The organism is Escherichia sp. KTE172 (genome assembly GCF_000408845.1).
Lineage (GTDB): Bacteria > Pseudomonadota > Gammaproteobacteria > Enterobacterales > Enterobacteriaceae > Escherichia > Escherichia coli.
On the sequence record NZ_KE137316.1, the window covers coordinates 908,677 to 926,889 of the forward strand.

An 18,213-nucleotide genomic window follows, 5' to 3' on the forward strand; every position below is an offset into this window, starting at 1 on the left:
TACAATGATGCAGGTAACAAGCGATCAATGGCTTTCCTGGTTAAGCCTGTACTTCTGGCCGTTACTGCGCGTGCTGGCGCTCATTTCTACCGCGCCAATTCTGAGCGAACGCAGCGTGCCGAAACGGGTAAAACTGGGTCTGGCAATGATGATCACGTTCGCCATTGCCCCATCATTACCTGCCAACGATGTTCCTGTTTTTTCGTTCTTTGCTCTGTGGCTGGCCGTGCAGCAGATCCTGATCGGCATTGCGCTTGGTTTTACCATGCAATTTGCCTTTGCCGCTGTGCGAACCGCTGGCGAAATTATCGGTCTGCAAATGGGGCTGTCATTTGCGACATTTGTCGATCCTGGCAGCCATCTCAATATGCCCGTTTTAGCGCGCATCATGGATATGCTGGCATTACTGCTGTTCCTGACATTTAACGGTCATTTATGGTTGATTTCACTGCTGGTCGATACCTTTCACACCCTGCCGATTGGTAGCGAACCGTTGAACAGCAATGCGTTTCTGGCACTCACCAAAGCAGGGAGTTTGATTTTCCTTAACGGGCTGATGCTGGCGTTACCGCTCATTACTCTGTTGCTGACCCTGAATCTGGCATTAGGTTTACTGAATCGTATGGCCCCGCAATTATCCATTTTTGTTATTGGATTTCCATTAACTCTGACTGTCGGCATCTCTTTAATGGCGGCATTAATGCCGTTAATTGCGCCTTTTTGCGAACATTTATTCAGTGAAATTTTTAATTTGCTGGCTGATATTATTAGTGAATTACCATTAATATAATTCCGTAACGTTTATCATGCTACCCTAAGGATTATCCGAAAAATAATATCTGCGAACATCTTCCAGGATACTCCTGTAGCGAAATATTTGTTTTAAGCTCACTCACATATCGCAACATTTACTTTACTTTAAGACAATTCCAGGCAAATTATACAACACTTTACGGGATAGTAAGTCCGCCTGAAAAATTGCGAGAGTGGCGCATTAGGTGACCCATGTTGTTCCGTTTAGTCATGATGAAATATTCAGGTAAGGGGAATTATCGTTACGCATTGAGTGAGGGTATGCCATGTCAACGATTATTATGGATTTATGTAGTTACACCCGACTAGGTTTAACCGGGTATCTGTTGAGTAGAGGGGTTAAAAAAAGAGAAATCAACGACATTGAAACCGTTGATGACCTTGCCATAGCTTGTGATTCACAGCGCCCTTCAGTGGTGTTTATTAATGAGGACTGTTTCATCCACGATGCTTCTAACAGTCAGCGCATCAAGCACATCATTAATCAACATCCCAATACGTTATTTATCGTTTTTATGGCAATTGCCAATGTTCATTTTGATGAATATCTATTGGTCAGAAAAAATTTATTGATCAGCTCTAAATCGATTAAACCGGAATCTCTCGACGATATCCTTGGCGATATTCTGAAAAAAGATACAACGATAACCTCGTTTTTAAATATGCCGACTTTATCATTGAGCCGAACCGAATCGAGTATGTTGCGAATGTGGATGGCAGGTCAGGGAACCATTCAAATCTCCGACCAAATGAATATCAAAGCCAAGACCGTTTCATCGCATAAAGGTAATATTAAACGTAAGATCAAAACGCATAATAAACAGGTTATCTACCATGTCGTCCGACTGACGGATAATGTGACTAATGGTATTTTTGTCAACATGCGCTAACACATTCTGACTGGTGGTTTCCCACCAGTCAGGCTGAATAAGATTACTCTGCTTTCTCAACAAAGATACCGTCCTGATGCCCTGCTTCATTAAAGAACCAGATGCCGAGCGGGTAGTCTTCCAGCGAAACCAGGTACATTGTGCCTTCACTAAACTCCTCAACTGCCAGTACCACGCCAGGACGACGCGGACCGCCATCCGTTTTGACTGTTACCCGATCATTCACCTTCATCGTTTTCCTCCTGTGGCTTTGTGCCAGTGTAGAACAATTTCGTTTTTCTGGCAGCGCCAGGCGCGCGCGAGTGCTGATTTTCTCGACGGTCTATACTTAAGAGATGCCAGGCGGACTTAACGACTGGCGGCAACAACAGAGTAACGGTTGCGAGGAAAGATGATGAAAACCGCAAAAGAGTACAGCGATACCGCAAAACGTGAGGTCAGCGTCGATGTCGATGCCCTGCTGGCGGCGATCAATGAAATTAGCGAAAGCGAAGTTCATCGCAGCCAGAACGATTCTGAACACGTTAGCGTCGATGGACGTGAATATCATACATGGCGTGAATTGGCGGATGCCTTCGAACTGGATATTCATGACTTCAGCGTCTCTGAAGTGAATCGTTGAATGCACAATAAAAAAATCCCGACCCTGAGGGGGTCGGGATGAAACTTGCTTAAGCAAGAAGCACTTAAAAAATTCGTTACACCAGGAAATCTGATGTGTTCATCACCTTATCTGCAATTTTTTTCGCTGACAAGAAAATATTCGCGCTATGAATGATTAACGCTACTTATGAATAGAAATGTGACGCGCGTCACCCCTTGGTGGCTCTGGTGTCAACGGGATCGCTCCCGAAAAAATCATCTTTGATTATTTGTGCTGTTTTGAGAATCATCCTGGTAAGGGGAGTACTGCGCCCATGTTTTCAATTCAACAACCACTACTGGTTTTTAGCGATCTTGATAGCACCCTGCTGGACAGTCATAGTTATGACTGGCAACCGGCAGCCCCCTGGCTCAGCCGTTTACACGAAGCCAATATTCCCGTCATTCTCTGTAGCAGTAAAACTTCAGCGGAAATGCTGTACTTGCAAAAAATGTTGGGGCTACAAGGCTTACCGCTGATTGCAGAGAATGGCGCAGTGATCCAGCTTGCTGAACAATGGCAGGATATAGACGGTTTTCCACGCATCATCTCAGGTATTAGCCATGGCGAAATCTGCCAGGTTTTAAATACGCTACGCGAGAAAGAACATTTTAAATTCACGACTTTTGATGATGTCGACGATGCAACCATTGCCGAATGGACGGGATTAAGCCGTAGCCAGGCGGCGCTGACGCAGCTGCATGAGGCGTCGGTAACGCTAATCTGGCGCGACAGTGACGAGCGTATGGCACAATTTATCGCTCGTCTGAACGAACTGGGCTTGCAGTTTATGCAGGGTGCGCGCTTCTGGCACGTACTGGATGCCTCTGCCGGAAAAGATCAGGCTGCCAACTGGATTACCGCGACCTATCAACAATTGTCAGGCAGACGCCCAACCACACTTGGCCTGGGCGATGGGCCAAACGATGCGCCTTTACTGGAGGTAATGGATTACGCGGTGATTGTGAAAGGGCTAAACCGTGAAGGGGTCCATCTGCATGATGAGGATCCGGCCCGCGTCTGGCGAACGCAGCGTGAAGGACCGGAAGGCTGGCGTGAAGGGCTGGACCATTTTTTCTCCGCCCGTTAAGCGTTATCGCTCGCGAATACCCGATTACGCCCGGCCTGTTTTGCGAGGTAAAGCCGACGGTCGGCCAATGACTGGAGTTGTTCAAAATCATAATCACCGGTTTCCTCGCTGCTACTTACCCCCAGCGAGGCACTGATGCGTATCGTTGTACTCTTGGCGATCAGCATCTCTTTTTCATTTAACTTCAGGCGAATACGTTCTGCGACCTCCGCAGCCTGCGTCAGATTCGCGCCTGGCAGAATCACACAAAACTCCTCACCACCGACCCGCCCGGCAACGTCCTGCGCACGCAAGGAACTGCTAATTAATCCGGCAGCATGAGAAAGAACACGGTCGCCCGCCTGATGACCAAAGCGGTCATTAATCGCTTTAAAATGGTCAAGATCGACCTGAATGACAGAAAAAGGATGTTGGTGCGTCTGACACAATTTAGCGAGCGGACGGGCTTTTTCGAACAATGCGCCACGGTTATATAAACGCGTTAAGGTGTCGTGCCACGCCTGCCACTGCAACGAGCTTTGCAGAACATACATGTTGCTGACCATCCGGCGAATCACATACCAGGAGATGAGTAACATGGTGGTAAAGAGCGCCCACAGCAGGGTTAATGCAATGCTGATACTGCCGAAATCGCCGCGCACGCCTTCGCTTAGCGTATGGACGCGCACCAGCACACCGTCGAAATGGTCCAGACGTTCCCAGCTAACATAGCGACTGTCCATACGAATGCCGCCCCGCGTGTCATGTTCCATTGCCTGCGCCAGCAAGGCCAGTTCACGAGGATCAAAAATATTCCCTGTTGGATGGTCAGGATTTGAAGAGGTCAAAAATCTCAGCTTACTGTCATAGAGCTGATACTCACCATCGAGGTTTTTATCGATGGCGTTTTTTAAAAATTGCTGCATAGTACGCACGGGAATACTCATCCCCAGCACGCCATACCAGTAGTTATTACTGTCTACCGGAACACTGACGGTAACCTGCGGTTCAGTATTGCTGGCGTGTTCCGGTTGCGAAGTGAACCAGCGTACCGCGCGGTGACGATTTTCTCGTTGTGAATGGCCGATAAACCAGGGTTGGGTGACATAGCCGTAATAACGCGTTGGTACATTGCGCGTAAACAAGGTCGGCAGCGTCGAAACGTAAAATCCAGCACGCGAGACATACACCGCCTGTTCAACCATCGACGAGGAGTTGTGCGCCAGTCGCAGCAAGTAACCAACTTCCAGTGCAGCGGTAATTTCATTGTCGAGGCTTTCATTTTCGCGAGACAGGAGATTCCCCTCGCTGACTAATGCATCCGATACGCCATTGACTGGCAGGGTGCGCCGTCGGTTGAGTTCGATTTGCCAGGCGTGCTCGTCGCGATGCTGTTCGAACTCGGTTACGGCATTACGCAGAGAGGTGAAATCCAGTGGCGCCACGAGAGCTTCGCGCATGCCATTACGCAAAAAGATCAGTTTGTCGACGTTATACTGCAAATGCTTATCGAGCGCGTTGGCTACGTTTTCCAGATGATTACGCTGGCTGGAGATATAGGCATCTTCCAGCACCACCACTTCACGCCAGGTGAGCAAGGTGGAAAAAAGCAATACCACGATAAAGCAGAGATTAACGACATGACCGGGCCCCAGGCGGCGTGCGAGTTTTTTCAACCAGCTCTGGTTTTCCATTTTTGTCTCGTGCTGCACCCTGACGACTCCCAACCTGCTTTTTTATGATTCTGGCATAACCCGGCGATAGCGTACCGCAAAACAGCGATAATTTTATAATGGTGGCATGATAAGACGCGACTATCATTCATTGCAGGCATTGGGACACCAGGCCGGATGTGATCCGGCCTGGTGTTAATGATACCCTTTCAAACTTCTTCCGCAGAACGACTCCCCTCCCCCGGAACAAGCTCGGTTTCATGAAAAGCTTCCCGCTTGACCCCGTACCCGTCATACCAACGACACTCAACCATACCGCTGGAGTATCCAGTGACAATCATCCGCGGGCCGCCCTCTTTAACCGTAACTTCCTCACTAACCATAAAGCTCATACTCGCCTCCTTTTTTCGAGTGAAACTTGTTCACCTTAGTTGAAGATGGCGAATTTTGCATAATAGCCTGTGCGAGTATTAATGTGCCTGACCGCGCATTTTCGCTACGGCTTTCACTCCCAGCACCACGATGCCGCCGATGATAAATCCAAGAATCAGATTTAAAACAGTCGGTAATATCATCGCCACCACTGCACTTTGCTGCCCGGCGAAATGTTCAATGGCGTGATGCAACGGCGCAATACCATGTACCACAATCCCGCCGCCGACGAGGAACATCGCCAGCGTGCCGACAATCGATAACGCTTTCATCAACCAGGGCGCAATGATCAATAACCCTTTACCTAATGCCTGCATCAGCGCGCTGGATTTTTCCGCCAGCCAATACCCCAGGTCATCAATCTTAACGATAACCCCTACCAGACCGTAGACGCCCACGGTCACTACCAGCGCGATGCCTGAAAGCACCAGCACCTGATTAAGCAACGGCGCTTCTGCCACAATCCCCAGCGTGATGGCGACGATTTCCGCAGACAATATAAAATCGGTACGAATCGCCCCTTTTATTTTGTCCTTTTCAAACTTCAGCGGATCCTGCGCCGCCAGCTTCTCCAGACGCTGCTGACTCTGCGCCGGATCTTCTTTATGTTTACGCGCCTCCAGCATATGCAGCACTTTCTCTACCCCTTCAAAGCAGAGAAACGCGCCGCCAATCATCAACAGTGGCGTAATCGCCCACGGGATAAACGCACTGATGATCAGCGCCAGCGGCACCAGAATCACTTTATTGATCAGCGAACCTTTCGCCACGCCCCAGACCACGGGAAGTTCCCGGTTGGCCCGCACGCCTGAAACTTGTTGCGCATTGAGCGATAAGTCATCCCCTAATACACCGGCGGTTTTCTTCGCCGCCAGTTTGCCCATCACGGAGATATCGTCCAGCAGTGTGGCGATATCATCGAGCAACGTCAGTAAACTACTCCCGGCCAAAAGCATTCCCTCTCATTTTTATTGTTGAAGGGTGTAAGTATGAAGCAAAAACGGCAGCTCTGATACTTGCTTCACAGGTCAACATTTATTTAACAATCAAGTGCAATTATATCTCTCGCCAGCAGAATGATTTTCACGTTTACTATGAACCACCTTTTTATTTCAGCCGTGAGGGATTATGCGTTTCCGCCAGTTGTTACCGCTTTTTGGCGCGCTGTTTGCGTTGTATATCATTTGGGGCTCAACCTATTTTGTCATTCGGATTGGCGTGGAAAGCTGGCCTCCGTTAATGATGGCGGGCGTTCGATTCCTGGCAGCCGGTATTTTATTGCTGGCATTTTTGCTACTGCGCGGACACAAACTTCCCCCGCTACGTCCGCTGCTCAATGCCGCGCTGATTGGCCTGTTATTGCTGGCTGTCGGTAATGGCATGGTGACGGTTGCCGAACATCAAAATGTTCCTTCCGGCATCGCCGCCGTAGTGGTTGCAACCGTGCCCCTTTTTACCCTGTGCTTCAGCCGCCTGTTTGGCATTAAAACGCGCAAACTGGAATGGGTGGGTATCGCCATTGGGCTTGCCGGAATCATCATGCTCAATAGCGGTGGAAACTTAAGCGGCAATCCATGGGGCGCGATTCTGATTTTAATCGGCTCGATTAGCTGGGCGTTTGGCTCGGTTTATGGCTCGCGCATTACCTTACCTGTAGGGATGATGGCGGGTGCGATTGAGATGCTGGCGGCTGGCGTGGTGTTAATGATTGCGTCGATGATTGCGGGTGAAAAACTGACGGCGCTCCCTTCCCTTTCAGGCTTCCTTGCGGTCGGCTATCTGGCGCTGTTTGGTTCGATTATCGCCATTAACGCTTATATGTATTTAATCCGCAACGTCAGTCCGGCTCTCGCCACCAGCTACGCCTACGTTAACCCGGTGGTCGCGGTCTTGCTGGGTACGGGACTGGGTGGCGAAACGCTGTCGAAGATTGAATGGCTGGCGCTCGGCGTAATTGTCTTCGCGGTGGTACTGGTCACGTTGGGAAAATATCTCTTCCCGGCCAAACCCGTTGTCGCGCCAGTTATTCAGGATGCATCAAGCGAGTAAATGAATCCCCTGCGTGTCGATCTGCGCGCTGGCACCTTCGCCGCAGATCCACTCTTCCAGACGCTCGGTAAGCGCCGCATCCGTAAGCTTCTCGCGCCCACGTAACGCACACTCCCAGACAATCAGTACGCGCCAGCCGAGTTCCTGCAAGCGACTGATATCGCGGCGATCGCGTTCAACATTTTTACCTATCTTCTCCAGCCAGAACTCGGTTCGAGTCGCAGGCACTTTAAACAGATAGCAGTGATGATGATGCCAGAAGCAGCCGTGGGTAAATATCACGCAGCGATATTCATCAACGACAAAATCCGGGCGTCCGGGCAGACTGGCGTCCTGAACGCGAAACGCAAGGCCCTGCCCGGTTAACAAACTGGCGAGGCGCTTCTCAATCGCCGTATCACGCGTGGCAATCGCGCGCATATTTTTGCTGCGGGTGGCCTTATCGTGAACGTCGACCATGTTGTGCCTCTTGCTGACGCAACGCCACCGCCTGTTTGATTTTTGGCTCAAGCAGTTTTGCCACCGCGGCAAAGACCGGCACGACCACCGAGTTACCGAACTGGCGATAGGCCTGAGTGTCCGAAACCGGAATGCGGAATTTCGCTTCTCCCGGCGCTTCAAAACCCATTAAGCGCGCGCATTCACGAGGTGTTAACCGACGTGGACGATGTTGCTGATTCAGCGGATCGTCAAAGTCTTTCTCACCCGTGGCCATATCCCAGCCGCGGTCGATTAAAATTTCCGCGCCATCCTTGTAATAACGAGCAGACAGCGTACGGGTGACGCTTTGCGGATTGTTCGGATAAACCATTCCATAACCGAAGCCGTTACCGCGCGCCTGATGTTTTTTCGCATATCGATAGAGGTACTTCCACAGCACCGGCGTCAGGATATATTTCGCCTCAACCATCGGGTCCAGCAGCTGCGCCAGCGTCACTCGCTGTGCAGGGAAACATTCGCTGATATCACGCAGAGTAAAATCGGCTTTCAGATTCAGATCGCGACGAAAACCCACCAGCACGATGCGTTCACGGTGCTGCGGCAGGAAATGTTTACCGTCGATGATTTTCGGATCGTCCGGCCCGTTATCTGCTGCGTCGGCAACGTCATAGCCCAGTTCGTCCAGCGTCTGCATGATGATGCGGAACGTTTTTCCCTTATCGTGACTCTTCAGGTTTTTGACATTTTCGAGCACAAACATCGCCGGACGACGCGCGTCGATAATGCGCACCACATCAAAGAACAGCGTACCCTGGGTATCGCAGGCAAAACCGTGCGCCCGCCCGAGCGAGTTCTTTTTCGATACGCCAGCCAGCGAAAATGGCTGACAAGGGAAACCGGCCAGTAAAACATCGTGTTCAGGAATGTGTTGACGAATATGTTCCGCCGCCGCCTCATCACTCACGCCTTCTTGATGACTGAGGGTGATGTCGCGGATATCTTCATTAAAATGATGCGTCGCCGGGTCGCAATAATGGTTGGCTTTATAAGTGCGTACAGCATGTTTGTTCCATTCGCTGGTAAACACGCACTGTCCGCCAATCGATTCAAAACCGCGACGGATGCCGCCAATTCCGGCAAATAGATCGATAAAGCGAAACGCATAATGCGGATGATGTTCCGGTGGTTTGGGTAACAACGTTTGCAGATGGGCAAACTCTTTCTCACTTAAACGGTGCCATGCCGAGTCATTCGCCAGCGCACGTTTTAAAATTGCCGCGCTCCAGTGATTCTCACCCACACCATTAAGCTGCGCCACCAGCGTTTTAACATCATAAATTTGCAGCAGTTTCTCCAGCATTGCCTGTGCGGCATTCCCGGTGCTGTATGAATCGGTTACTGATATATTTTCCTGCATAGATTTAACCGGCCATCTGAGATGGCCGACAGGTTAACATAATTACTGCCGTTTAGGGCCACGCGCTCAGCCAGCGGGTGAAAACGCATCTATCACCTTGTGATCGATACCTTCATTCTCCCCCGCCAGTTCGGCACCGAGCTTCGCCATAAACTCGACTAAAAATTGCGCGTTGTGCTGTGCCAGCTGCTTGCCTCTTGCGGTTTGCATGGTTTGCGGTAATTTCAGTAACTTTGTCTGGAAATGATCCAGCGCGTAGCGTTTATCATCAAGCGGGCGATGCTGTGCGAACGGATCTTCGCCATCAAACAGCGCCAAGCCCAATGCCCCTGAAACGGCAAATACGCGCGCCAGGCCAATCGCCCCCAGGGCTTCCAGCCGATCCGCATCCTGGACGATTTTAGCTTCCGTTGTTAAGGGGGCGATTTGCGCGCTGAAACTGTGAGCGGCAATGGCATGACAAACGGCCTCAATTTTCTCCGCCGGAAATTGCGCGAACTCTTCACGGAGCAGGCGACGCGTCTCTTCTGCCGCCAGGATTGAAGAACGCTGCCGTTGCGGATGATTTTTCGCCAGGGTCACGATATCGTGAAAATAACAGGCGGTTAAAATCACCAGCATATCGACATCGTCATCTGCCGCCAGTTTCTGTGCCGTAGCCCAGACACGGCGAAAATGACACAAGTCATGCGCCGCGTCCTGATGTTGATGATGGTTTTTCAACCAGTTATCGAACTGTGCCTGCCAGTGTTGTAACTCCATACGCGCTCCGTTGCCAAAGAGTCGCAACCTTAGCAGTTTTTATTCATAGCGTCTGCAACGTGCGGGACGAGGTCGGGTGTACCATGCAATGCCGCCTAACAAGGCACCAACCAGGGCCATAAACAGAAATCCGACCAATGCTCCTAACCACTTCCCCGCGGTAGATCCTAAATCACTTTCAAATCCCGACACGGGGGCATCGGGGATCCGGCTCATCACCCAGATGTATCGCGCCATTGCCCAGACGAAATAGCCACACCATGTATAGAAAGCCCACAAAGCCAATTTGCCGCCAGGGCTGCGAGAGAGTCTCTCTTCCATCTTTGTCGAACCGTATTCCATTTTGAGATAACCCGGAAAATTCAGACTTAGAACTATTATGTGATAAAAGTCACATTTTTCCACATTGGATGAGCCAGTCAAGACTCAATCATTTTTTGAACAAATAGATAAATTTTGCGCAACGGCGGTGAATACAGGAAAAATCGATTTGAACGATGTTATTTATCTTTGATTTCGGCTTTATTAATTCATTCAATCAATATATTGGTACTGATTACAATTATACCTTTTTATTTTTCTGTGTCATCATGCCTCCGTTATTAGCCTTTTATCGTCTTGTTTATATTTTTTGGGCCGGCATGATGCCGGCTTTTTTTTATGCCTTCATTAATGTGCGCGAGATCACACCAGCCGTTTAGCGCAACAATCATTGATACTCCCTATTTTTTCGATCAACTCATAACATATTGATATATATCCATAATATTCGTGAATATTTATATTCAGAATTCATAACTATGAATTATATTAAATAGATTAGAAACATTTTGAAATCTTTTAAATACATTTGTTACATGTAATCTTTAAAATAAAATGAACTTCATAGAATAGTATCCAAATGTGCTTTTTTTGGATAACAGCACTTATTGATATATTCATGAAGATTATAATCACAAGGGAATACATAATGAAAAGAAAAGTTCTGGCAATGCTGGTCCCGGCGTTATTAGTTGCTGGCGCAGCAAATGCGGCTGAAATTTATAATAAAAATGGCAATAAAGTTGATTTTTACGGCAAGATGGTTGGCGAACGCATCTGGTCAAATACTGATGATAATAACAGCGAAAACGAAGATACCTCCTATGCTCGTTTCGGTGTTAAAGGTGAAACCCAAATCACCAGCGAACTGACTGGTTTCGGTCAGTTTGAATACAACCTCGACGCCAGCAAGCCTGAAGGTGAAAACCAAGAAAAAACCCGTTTAACCTTCGCCGGTTTGAAATATAACGAGTTAGGATCATTTGACTATGGCCGTAACTACGGTGTTGCTTATGATGCCGCAGCTTATACCGATATGTTAGTTGAATGGGGTGGCGATTCCTGGGCTTCCGCTGACAACTTCATGAACGGTCGTACCAACGGTGTTGCAACCTACCGTAACTCTGATTTCTTTGGCCTGGTTGATGGTCTTGATTTTGCGATTCAGTACCAAGGCAAAAACAGCAACCGTAGCACTAAGAAACAAAATGGTGACGGCTATGCGTTGTCTGTAGACTATAACATCAATGGTTTTGGTATCGTTGGTGCATATAGCAAATCTGATCGCACCAACGATCAAGTTGCCGATGGAAACGGTTCAAATGCTGAACTGTGGTCATTGGCTGCAAAGTATGACGCGAACAATGTCTACGCAGCTGTAATGTACGGTGAAACTCGTAATATGACTCCGGGTTCTATTGATACAGGTGTTGCCGATCAAGAAGGCAATACAATAATGCGTGATCAACTTATCAATGAAACCCAGAACTTTGAAGCGGTTGTTCAGTACCAATTCGACTTTGGTCTGCGTCCGTCCTTAGGTTATGTGTACTCTAAAGGTAAAGATATCAAAGGTGTACCTGGACATAGATATGTTGACGCTGACCGTGTGAACTACATTGAAGTTGGTACCTGGTACTACTTCAATAAGAACATGAACGTTTATACTGCATACAAATTCAACATGCTGGATAAAGATGACGCCGCCATTACTGGCGCAGCAGCTGATGACCAGTTTGCAGTTGGTATCGTCTACCAGTTCTAATCAGCCAACGCGCCGAGGCGTGTTACTGTAAAACATAACACCAGCCTGAGTTCGTCCCTCATCGAACTCAGGCTTTTTTATTGGCATTTCATCTCCATCTGCGGCACACGCAATTGCCAAAGCATATCGATACAGCACATTACCCCGCCCCTCCTGGCTCAATAAAATCTACCAGCGTCTCTTCCAGCCAACACCCAAATGCATTTCTTTATGAATTAATCCGCAACAAAACCGCTTCCCATATAGAAATATTTGCAAAAATAGTGCATGAAAAAAACTTTTTCCCTACCAATCCGGGATATAAATATTCATCAGTACCACAACATTCCACAGCACTAAATCTCTCCCCATCGCCCCCAAACCTCTGATAATGGTCTAAAATCATTGAGGCCACTTGCGACGACGTTACTCAATAAGGAAAGTTTGGCGTGAATAATATTCAACACCAGTGCAGCATCATCATTACATACTTATGCCCGCCAACTACCGCTTTCGATATATTGACTCAATTTTTCAGCCTGGTTAAAAATAGCGACCAGCTCAGTCGCAAATATAGTGACTACCCTAACTAAGCAACAATAAGGAATACACTATGACTGTTCAAACAAGTAAAAACCCGCAGGTCGATATTGCTGAAGATAATGCGTTCTTCCCTTCAGAATATTCGCTTAGCCAATATACGAGTCCCGTCTCTGATCTTGATGGCGTGGACTATCCAAAACCGTATCGCGGTAAACATAAAATTCTGGTGATCGCCGCGGACGAACGTTATTTGCCGACCGATAACGGAAAACTGTTCTCGACCGGTAACCATCCGATTGAAACGTTGCTGCCGTTGTATCATCTCCATGCTGCAGGTTTCGAATTCGAAGTGGCGACCATTTCCGGTCTGATGACCAAGTTTGAATACTGGGCTATGCCGCACAAAGATGAAAAAGTAATGCCATTCTTTGAACAGCATAAATCGTTATTCCGTAATCCGAAGAAACTCGCGGATGTTGTCGCCAGCCTCAACGCTGATAGCGAATATGCAGCAATCTTTGTTCCTGGTGGGCATGGCGCACTTATTGGTTTACCAGAAAGCCAGGACGTGGCTGCCGCTTTACAGTGGGCAATCAAAAATGACCGTTTTGTTATCTCCCTTTGCCACGGTCCGGCAGCTTTTCTGGCACTTCGCCACAGCGATAACCCACTGAATGGTTATTCTATTTGCGCATTCCCAGACGCCGCAGACAAACAAACGCCAGATATTGGCTATATGCCGGGTCATCTCACCTGGTACTTCGGCGAAGAGTTGAAGAAAATGGGCATGAACATCATTAATGACGACATCACCGGGCGAGTACATAAGGACCGTAAACTTCTCACCGGCGACAGTCCTTTTGCAGCGAATGCGTTGGGTAAACTGGCGGCGCAGGAAATGCTGGCAGCTTACGCGAGTTAATCCCTGTTACATTGTAATGTAAGCGCATAATCAATCGCAGCCACGTTAATACTCACGACGTGGCTGCGTTTTTTCACGGTTAACTTATGGCGTACTGAAGCCCGATGTTAATTTCTTTGCGGTAACGTAATTCGGAACACGTTATGCTTACTGAGATAGTGATACGTAGCACTTCCTCCATGTAATTCGGCAATCGCTTTGACTAAAGAAAGGCCAAGTCCCTGACCTACGGAATGACGCGAATTATCTCCCCGCCAAAATCTACGGAAGAGTTTTTCAGGCTCATTAATTTTCGTTCCAGGACTGGCGATATCAATATTAAGAGAACCGTTGGCATCAAGAAAACTGGTTATATGAATACGCGATTTTTCTGGTGAATATCGAATGGCGTTAACAATAAGATTCGATAACATTCGTTGCAGTAAAATTTTATCCGCAAAGATTTGTTGATTGCACTTGACCTTAAAGCAAATCTCTTTCTCGTCTGAAAGATATTCAAGATAGTCCAAAAGATTTTCAACTTCCTTATTGAGAGAAAGCGAATCCAGTTTCACCAAAACATTGTTTTTGTCTGCCCTGGCAAGAAACAGTATATTCTCTGTTAACCGCGAAATATTTTCCAGCTCTTCGATGTTTCCGGCAATTGTTTTTTGATATTCAGCGATACTTCTGGTTTGACTGAGCGTAACCTGATTCTGACCCAGTAATGCATTAATTGGCGTTCTAAGTTCATGAGCGAGATCGTCAGCAAATTGACTAAGGCGCTCAAAATCTTTGACTAAAGCATGATGCATTTTATTCAACGCCTGCCCAAGAGGTTTTAGTTCTCTCGGTAATGCGTTAACCTCAACCGGCACTCGGCTATCGTTATAATTCAGCGCTTCCGTTACGCCACTCAACTTTTTGATCTCTCGCAACCCCGTTCTGATTAACAACGGACTTAATAATGAGCACAATATAATGACGACAATGCAAATTATAATGCTATTAATTTTATACTGTTCAAGCATATTATGTCTGGCTGAAGCCAATTTAGCCACAGTAACCGTTAATGATGGCGAAACTTCATCAATGTTAATTCGTAAAGCATCTATCTCTGTATCATTAATAATGCTTCTGTAAATGCCTGCTGCGCTGATTGTCTCACTAGCAGGTATGTTATTTAACATGTCATCACTGACATTTGTCCGGTTAACAATTTTATTGATGCCATCACCATGAATGATCAAGATATCCTGACTAACATCCATCATCCGGTTAAAATAGACAGGTAATGTATCTGGATTTACCCCATCAATTAACAACTGCTTGATCTGCGCTGTCCGGTTAATGAGTGTTGTATCATCGCGCCATTTCAACTCACTTGCCAGGCCATTATAGAGAGTCCATACAATTCCAGCGCCAGCAACAGACAGCAGAAATATAAAAAGCAAGGTTAAACGGACGGTTATAGATAATCTTTTCATTATTTTTTTACCGCTACGAATGAATAGCCCATCCCCCGGATTGTGGCGATTAGCTTTTCAGGAAAAGGATCATCAACTTTTGCGCGGAGCCTGCGAATGGCGACATCCACCGTATTGGTATCACTATCAAAGTTGATTCCCCAAATTTCACTCGCAATAACCGTTCTGGGTATAATCTCGCCAGCTCTGGAGGCCAGTAGCCAAAGTAACTGAAACTCCTTGCGCGTCAGTGTAATACTGATATTGTCCCTGCTCACACTTTGACTGACAGAGTCCATTTTTAAGCCACTGATTTCTAATGTTGAATTCAAAGCGTGATGTTGCCTTAATTGTGCCCGAACCCTTGCCAGCAACTCAGAAAATGAAAAAGGTTTTACCAGATAATCATTTGCTCCACTGTCCAGCCCTCTGACTCTGTCATCGACAGAATCCCTTGCTGTAAGGCAAATAACAGGAGTTTGCTTTGCCGTTCTTAACGTTTGTAAGATCTGCCAGCCATCCATACCCGGAAGCATAATATCCAGAATGATCAATGCATAATCATCCTTCAGCGCAAGATAAAGCCCATCTCTGCCATCAGAAACGGCATCAATGACATAACCCGCTTCGGAAAGCCCCTGCGTTACCCATTCCTGGGTCCTTTGATTATCTTCAATAAGTAGAATCTTCATGAAAATAATATGCCATAAATCATATGTTATAGAAACAACCTGGTTCATTACAAAATTGTAATGCTGCTGTAAGGTTACCCTGGACGTTTTTTCGCTATCCTCAAAACTCATTCACATGACAAGGATATAAACATGTTAAAGCGTTATTTAGTACTCTCGGTAGCAACGGCAGCATTTTCATTACCTTCTTTGGTTTATGCCGCACAACAAAACATTCTTAGCGTGCACATTTTGAACCAGCAAACAGGAAAACCCGCTGCCGACGTGACAGTCACTCTTGAAAAGAAAGCGGATAACGGCTGGTTACAACTTAATACCGCCAAAACAGATAAGGATGGACGAATTAAGGCACTGTGGCCCGAGCAAACTGCGACTACTGGCGATTACCGTGTCGTATTTAAAACCGGGGACTATTTCAAGAAACAAAATCTTGAAAGTTTCTTCCCTGAGATCCCCGTTGAATTTCATATTAATAAAGTGAACGAGCATTATCATGTGCCTTTGTTACTCAGCCAATATGGGTATTCAACCTATCGTGGCAGTTAATGCGTAAATATGTAAAAGCTGATCTCTGCTACTGTTAGGGAGGTGACTCCCTGACAGATTAACAGTAAACGGCTCTTGTTGGCTAACGACAAAAAAGTGTGATGGCTTATGAAAAAGAATCAATTTTTAAAAGAATCAGATGTTACGGCCGAGTCGGTATTCTTTATGAAGCGTCGGCAGGTGTTAAAAGCACTGGGCATCAGCGCAGCTGCATTTTCTTTGCCTCACGCTGCGCATGCCGATCTGCTTAGCTGGTTTAAAGGGAACGATCGTCCGCCCGCCCCCGCCGGAAAACCGCTGGAGTTCAGCAAGCCTGCCGCCTGGCAAAATAACCTGCCACTGACGCCAGCAGATAAAGTCTCCGGTTATAACAACTTCTATGAATTCGGGCTGGATAAAGCCGATCCCGCTGCTAATGCTGGTAGCCTGAAAACCGATCCATGGACACTGAAAATCAGCGGCGAAGTGGCAAAACCATTGACCCTCGATCATGATGATTTAACCCGTCGCTTCCCGCTGGAAGAGCGTATTTATCGTATGCGCTGCGTGGAAGCGTGGTCGATGGTGGTGCCGTGGATTGGTTTTCCGCTACACAAATTGCTGGCGCTTGCCGAACCCACCAGCAATGCGAAATATGTCGCTTTCGAAACGATTTATGCGCCGGAACAGATGCCAGGCCAGCAGGACCGCTTTATCGGCGGCGGGCTGAAATATCCTTATGTCGAAGGATTGCGTCTCGACGAAGCAATGCATCCGCTCACACTGATGACCGTAGGTGTTTATGGCAAGGCGTTACCACCGCAAAATGGCGCGCCGGTGCGACTGATTGTGCCGTGGAAATATGGCTTTAAAGGGATTAAATCGATCGTCAGTATTAAGCTGACCCGCGAGCGTCCGCCAACCACCTGGAATCTGGCAGCGCCTGACGAATACGGTTTTTACGCCAACGTTAATCCGCATGTTGATCACCCGCGCTGGTCACAGGCTACCGAACGATTTATTGGTTCAGGCGGCATTCTCGATGTTCAGCGCCAGCCAACACTACTGTTTAATGGTTACGCCGACCAGGTGGCATCGCTGTATCGTGGCCTGGATTTGCGGGAGAATTTCTAAATGCGCCTGACAGCAAAACAGGTGATATGGCTGAAAGTTTGCCTGCATCTTGCCGGATTGTTGCCGTTTCTCTGGCTGGTCTGGGCGATCAATCACGGTGGACTAGGTGCCGATCCGGTGAAAGATATTCAGCATTTTACCGGTCGCACTGCACTGAAATTTTTGCTTGCGGCCTTGTTAATCACACCTCTGGCACGCTACGCAAAACAGCCGTTATTGATACGCACTCGCCGCCTGTTAGGCTTATGGTGCTTTGCCTGGGCGACACTGCATTTAACCAGTTACGCATTGCTGGAGTTGGGCGTGAATAATCTGGCGTTATTAGGTAAGGAGTTAATTACCCGGCCTTATTTAACGTTAGGAATTATCAGCTGGGTTATTTTGCTTGCTTTAGCGTTCACTTCAACCCAGTCGATGCAGCGAAAACTCGGCAAACACTGGCAACAGTTGCATAACTTCGTCTATCTTGTCGCGATCCTGACCCCAATACATTATCTGTGGTCAGTGAAGATTATTTCACCGCAGCCACTCATCTACGCTGGGCTGGCTGTACTGCTTTTAGCCTTACGGTATAAGAAGTTGCTTTCCCTTTTCAACCGGTTACGCAAGCAGGCCCACAACAAATTATCTCTATAACTTCATATTGCCGACAAACTTCGCGTTATCCCGGCCGGATGCGGCGCGAGCTGAACTGAACC

The 18,213-nt window shown here is 47.6% G+C and carries 20 protein-coding genes; 10 read left to right on the forward strand and 10 right to left on the reverse strand.

Annotated elements, in window-relative coordinates; translation table 11 throughout:
• Window positions 1-4: 4 nt before the first annotated feature.
• Both fliR and rcsA read left to right on the forward strand, forming a co-directional pair.
• Window positions 5-790 carry a flagellar biosynthetic protein FliR gene (gene fliR, locus G434_RS19085; protein WP_000983988.1) on the forward strand — a complete coding sequence of 262 codons (786 nt, stop codon included), beginning with the start codon at window positions 5-7 and terminating at the stop codon, window positions 788-790.
• Window positions 791-1,079: 289 nt separating this feature from the next.
• Window positions 1,080-1,703 (forward strand): transcriptional regulator RcsA, encoded by a 624-nt coding sequence (gene rcsA, locus G434_RS19080; RefSeq protein ID WP_000103992.1) that lies wholly within the window; start codon window positions 1,080-1,082, stop codon window positions 1,701-1,703.
• A gap of 43 nt (window positions 1,704-1,746) precedes the next feature.
• On the opposite strand, the gene dsrB is transcribed toward rcsA, so the two are convergent.
• Window positions 1,747-1,935: a protein DsrB gene (dsrB, locus tag G434_RS19075; protein WP_000867217.1), complete on the reverse strand. Its 189-nt coding sequence runs from the start codon at window positions 1,933-1,935 to the stop codon at window positions 1,747-1,749.
• Between the two features lie 162 nt (window positions 1,936-2,097).
• Here dsrB and yodD point away from each other — a divergent pair, with 162 nt between their 5' ends.
• A complete protein-coding gene (gene yodD / locus G434_RS19070; RefSeq protein WP_000844800.1) occupies window positions 2,098-2,325 on the forward strand; it encodes a peroxide/acid resistance protein YodD in 228 nt (75 codons plus the stop codon).
• Between the two features lie 295 nt (window positions 2,326-2,620).
• The gene (locus G434_RS19065) at window positions 2,621-3,436 is read left to right on the forward strand and encodes a mannosyl-3-phosphoglycerate phosphatase-related protein (protein WP_000491527.1); all 816 of its coding nucleotides are present in this window, start codon (window positions 2,621-2,623) and stop codon (window positions 3,434-3,436) included.
• On the opposite strand, the gene dgcQ is transcribed toward G434_RS19065, so the two are convergent.
• The 3 genes from dgcQ to G434_RS19050 form a co-directional block, all read right to left on the reverse strand.
• Window positions 3,433-5,127: a cellulose biosynthesis regulator diguanylate cyclase DgcQ gene (gene dgcQ / locus G434_RS19060; RefSeq protein WP_001531784.1), complete on the reverse strand. Its 1,695-nt coding sequence runs from the start codon at window positions 5,125-5,127 to the stop codon at window positions 3,433-3,435. The two genes, G434_RS19065 and dgcQ, sit on opposite strands and share 4 nt — an antisense overlap.
• A 170-nt stretch (window positions 5,128-5,297) precedes the next feature.
• Complete coding sequence (locus G434_RS19055) at window positions 5,298-5,480, reverse strand: YodC family protein (protein WP_000009307.1); 183 nt, start codon at window positions 5,478-5,480, stop codon at window positions 5,298-5,300.
• A 78-nt stretch (window positions 5,481-5,558) separates the two neighbouring features.
• The gene (locus tag G434_RS19050) at window positions 5,559-6,476 is read right to left on the reverse strand and encodes a DUF808 domain-containing protein (protein ID WP_000922683.1); all 918 of its coding nucleotides are present in this window, start codon (window positions 6,474-6,476) and stop codon (window positions 5,559-5,561) included.
• Between the two features lie 172 nt (window positions 6,477-6,648).
• On the opposite strand from G434_RS19050, the gene yedA reads away from it, so the two are divergent.
• Window positions 6,649-7,569 (forward strand): drug/metabolite exporter YedA, encoded by a 921-nt coding sequence (gene yedA, locus G434_RS19045; protein WP_001212226.1) that lies wholly within the window; start codon window positions 6,649-6,651, stop codon window positions 7,567-7,569.
• On the opposite strand, the gene vsr is transcribed toward yedA, so the two are convergent.
• The 4 genes from vsr to drpB all read right to left on the reverse strand — a co-directional run bounded on the left by vsr (window position 7,558) and on the right by drpB (window position 10,510).
• Window positions 7,558-8,028 carry a VSPR family DNA mismatch endonuclease gene (vsr, locus tag G434_RS19040; RefSeq protein ID WP_000228686.1) on the reverse strand — a complete coding sequence of 157 codons (471 nt, stop codon included), beginning with the start codon at window positions 8,026-8,028 and terminating at the stop codon, window positions 7,558-7,560. The two genes, yedA and vsr, sit on opposite strands and share 12 nt — an antisense overlap.
• The gene (gene dcm, locus G434_RS19035) at window positions 8,009-9,427 is read right to left on the reverse strand and encodes a DNA-cytosine methyltransferase (protein ID WP_001157265.1); all 1,419 of its coding nucleotides are present in this window, start codon (window positions 9,425-9,427) and stop codon (window positions 8,009-8,011) included. The genes vsr and dcm overlap by 20 nt, the downstream gene beginning before the upstream one ends.
• A 66-nt stretch (window positions 9,428-9,493) precedes the next feature.
• Window positions 9,494-10,189, reverse strand: coding sequence for a phosphohydrolase (locus G434_RS19030; protein WP_001296176.1), 696 nt, complete (start codon window positions 10,187-10,189; stop codon window positions 9,494-9,496).
• Between the two features lie 39 nt (window positions 10,190-10,228).
• The gene (gene drpB / locus G434_RS0124925; protein ID WP_001441990.1) at window positions 10,229-10,510 is read right to left on the reverse strand and encodes a cell division protein DrpB; all 282 of its coding nucleotides are present in this window, start codon (window positions 10,508-10,510) and stop codon (window positions 10,229-10,231) included.
• Between the two features lie 649 nt (window positions 10,511-11,159).
• Between drpB and G434_RS19025 the strand changes: the two genes are divergently transcribed.
• Together G434_RS19025 and hchA are read left to right on the forward strand one after the other, a co-directional pair.
• Entirely contained in the window at window positions 11,160-12,275 is a 1,116-nt protein-coding gene (locus G434_RS19025) for a porin (RefSeq protein WP_000824383.1), read from the forward strand.
• 592 nt (window positions 12,276-12,867) lie between these two features.
• Complete coding sequence (gene hchA / locus G434_RS19020; protein ID WP_000218217.1) at window positions 12,868-13,719, forward strand: glyoxalase III HchA; 852 nt, start codon at window positions 12,868-12,870, stop codon at window positions 13,717-13,719.
• A gap of 107 nt (window positions 13,720-13,826) precedes the next feature.
• Here the strand turns inward: hchA and hprS are convergent, their stop codons facing one another.
• A complete protein-coding gene (hprS, locus tag G434_RS19015) occupies window positions 13,827-15,185 on the reverse strand; it encodes a two-component system sensor histidine kinase HprS (RefSeq protein ID WP_000826711.1) in 1,359 nt (452 codons plus the stop codon).
• The gene (gene hprR, locus G434_RS19010; protein ID WP_001347103.1) at window positions 15,185-15,856 is read right to left on the reverse strand and encodes a response regulator transcription factor HprR; all 672 of its coding nucleotides are present in this window, start codon (window positions 15,854-15,856) and stop codon (window positions 15,185-15,187) included. The genes hprS and hprR overlap by 1 nt, the downstream gene beginning before the upstream one ends.
• A 132-nt stretch (window positions 15,857-15,988) precedes the next feature.
• Between hprR and hiuH the strand changes: the two genes are divergently transcribed.
• From hiuH to msrQ, 3 genes are all read left to right on the forward strand, one after another.
• On the forward strand, window positions 15,989-16,402 hold the full coding sequence (gene hiuH / locus G434_RS19005; protein ID WP_000920127.1) for a hydroxyisourate hydrolase: 414 nt from the start codon (window positions 15,989-15,991) through the stop codon (window positions 16,400-16,402).
• A 108-nt stretch (window positions 16,403-16,510) separates the two neighbouring features.
• Window positions 16,511-17,515, forward strand: coding sequence for a protein-methionine-sulfoxide reductase catalytic subunit MsrP (gene msrP / locus G434_RS19000; protein ID WP_000740067.1), 1,005 nt, complete (start codon window positions 16,511-16,513; stop codon window positions 17,513-17,515).
• Window positions 17,516-18,151: a protein-methionine-sulfoxide reductase heme-binding subunit MsrQ gene (gene msrQ, locus G434_RS18995; RefSeq protein ID WP_001240063.1), complete on the forward strand. Its 636-nt coding sequence runs from the start codon at window positions 17,516-17,518 to the stop codon at window positions 18,149-18,151.
• Window positions 18,152-18,213 lie beyond the last annotated feature (62 nt).